Source organism: Citrobacter gillenii (assembly GCF_013337685.1).
In the GTDB taxonomy this organism is placed as follows: Bacteria; Pseudomonadota; Gammaproteobacteria; order Enterobacterales; family Enterobacteriaceae; genus Citrobacter; species Citrobacter gillenii.
In genome coordinates this window covers 1-2,976 of the sequence record NZ_SUQN01000020.1, presented here as the reverse complement: position 1 = coordinate 2,976, position 2,976 = coordinate 1, and the positions used below count along the sequence as shown (strand labels likewise).

The window sequence follows — 2,976 nt, the reverse complement described above, 5'->3', positions numbered from 1 at the left end:
TCTGCACGTATTGCATCTGCTGATTTAAACTTAACTGTGGTGGATGTTTTACCACTGACCCAGACGACAACAATTGATTCGGTGACCGATAATGTTGGCGTCCAGACCGGACAGCTGCTGGACGGTCAGTCCACCGATGATACCACTCTGACGCTGACGGGCACTTTGTCTGACCTGTTAATTGCAGGGCAGGTAGTGGTGATTTACGATGGCACTACCCGTCTGGGTGAAGCTACGGTATCAGGCTCTGGCTGGAGTTATACAACGGCTTCTCTGGCAGTCAACACCGGGCACAGCTTTACTGCACAGGTTGAAAACCCTGTCAGTGGTGAGAAAGGGTCTGCAAGCCCTGCGTTTACGATGATTGAAAACTCTATTGCTGTCATCGCAGTCACTGATGATCAGGGTAATGTTGTAGGGGCGGTGACCAGCAATGGCATGACTGATGACACAACACCGACCCTGACGGGGACTCTGGGAACAACTCTTGCTGCAGGCGAAACGGTTGCAATCTATGACGGTACGCTGAAACTGGGTGAGGCCGTAGTAGCAGGCGATCGCTGGAGCTTTACGCCGGGGACTGCACTGGTTGCAGGGAATCATACATTCACCGCCAAAATTGAGGCGGGCGATGGTACCGTGCGCATAGCGTCGGGTAGTAACGCCCTTAACGTGGTGGACATTGTTCCATTGACTCAGACGGCGACCATTGACTCGGTCACCGATAATGTAGGTGCTCAGCAAGGCTCCCTGATGAGCGGCCAGTCAACTGACGACACCACGCTTGCACTGACGGGAATGGTTTCTGAACCGTTAACATCAGGCCAGGTGGTGGCAATTTATTCGAACGGCACACGTCTGGGCACTGCCACTGTTTCAGGTACGGGCTGGAGCTACACCACAGCTGCTCTGAGTGTTAATACCCCGCACAACCTCACGGCAAAAGTTGAAAATATCGTTAGTGGCGAAAAGGGGAATGCAAGTCCCGTATTCACTGTGAATGAAAACTCGCTGGTCATCAGTAATGCAGGTGATGATATGGGAGGTCTGGTGAGGGTTGTGTCCAATAACGGCGTCACCGATGACACTACACCGACGCTTTCGGGCACTCTGGGCATGGCTCTTGCTTCAGGTGAAAAAGTCGCCATATATGAGGGGGCTCAAAGGCTGGGTGAGGCTGTGGTGGCAGGTAACAGGTGGACCTTTACCCCGGATGCGGCTCTGTCCACTGGCCTGCATACCTTCTCTGCTAAACTCGAGGCAGCCGATCGTACTGCACGTATCGTTTCCAGTAATTTCGCTCTCACAGTGGTGGAAGCTTTACCCGTTACCCAGACAACGACCATTGATTCGGTTACCGATAATGTGGGCGTTCAGACCGGGGTGCTGGAGAATGGTCAGTCCACCGATGACACCACACTTGCGCTGAAAGGTACGATCTCTGACCCACTGGCAGCAGGTCAGGTGGTGGCAATTTATGCGACCTCACCGAATGGATTAGTACGTCTGGGCGAGGCCATTGTATCAGGTACTGGCTGGAGCTATACCACAGGTGCTCTTAGTGTGAATGCCCACCTCGGACTCACGGCACAAGTTGAAAATAACTTAAGTGGAGAAAAGGGACCTGCGAGTCCTGCATTCAATGTGAATGAAAACTCACTGACCATCAGTATTGTGACAGATGATGTTGGGGCCGTGGTGAGAACGCTTGCCAGCAATGGTATTACAGATGACAGCATGCCGACCCTCAGTGGCACGCTGGGTACATCACTCGCCGCCGGGGAAATTATTTCCATCTATGAAGGCACCCTGAAGCTGGGAGATGCTTTAATCTCGGGTAATGGATGGACCTTTACGCCGAATAGTAATTTATCCGCTGGCCTGCATACCTTCACTGCTAAAATTGAGGCGGCAGATGGTACTACCCGAATCGCTTCTGGTGATTTTGTGCTTACTGTGGTGGATGTTTTACCACTGACTCAGACTGCAACCATTGTTTCAGTCACAGATAATGTGGGTGCCCAGTCCGGGTCACTGGTGAATGGTCAATCCACCGACGACACCACTCTGGTTCTGTCGGGTACGGTGTCTGACCTCGAGCCAGGTCAGCCCGTGATTATCTATGATGGGATTACTCGACTCGGTGCAGCAACAATAACGGGTTCTACCTGGAGTTACACCACAGGGGTTCTTTCAGGAAGTGCTCAGCATAGTTTTACCGCACGGGTCGAAAGCGGTGTTACTGGCGAGAAAGGGGTTTCGAGTCCGGCTTTCACTGTTATTGAAAACTCACTGAACAACTGCGGCGTGAGCGATAATGCAGGGAAGGTTGTGGGCGTTCTTGCCGCAAACGATGTAACAGATGACAGTACGCCGACCCTTAACGGCAATCTTGGTGTGCCTCTTGCCGCCGGGGAGAAGATTGGTATCTACGACGGTTCCTCCTACCTGGGGGATGCAGTCATCGTTGGGACGAGCTGGAGTTTTACACCAGGCACTGCACTGACGGACGGTGAACATGCTTTGACCGCAAAAATCGAAGCAACTGATGGGACTGTACATATTGCCTCCAAGGAGTTTGTGTTCAGTGTGGATAGCACCTCAGCATCTCCGACTCAAACGGCGACTATTGATTCGGTCACTGACGACGTGGGTGCCCGGACCGGGGCCCTGGTGAATGGTGAGACGACCGATGACGGCATGCTGGCATTAGCGGGTAGTGTATCTGCCCCGCTGACCGCCGGTCAGGTGGTCGCGGTGTACGATGGAACCACGCGTCTGGGTGAGGCGGTAATTACCGGCAATGCATGGACCTTCAGTACCCCAGCTCTGGCTGCGGGCAGCGAGCATAAACTCACTGCCCGGGTGGAAAACCCGGTCACAGGTGAACAAAGCCAGGCAAGCACTGACTTCAGTGTAATCGAAAACTCGGTGAAGATTGTCAGTGGAAGTGATGACGTAGGTAGTGTCACGGGG

1 protein-coding gene is annotated in these 2,976 nt (G+C 53.2%); it reads left to right on the top strand.

Annotated elements, in window-relative coordinates; all coding sequences use genetic code 11:
• The coding region (locus FCH32_RS23080; RefSeq protein WP_244958448.1) for a beta strand repeat-containing protein at positions 1 to 2,976 on the top strand (2,976 nt) is incomplete at both ends.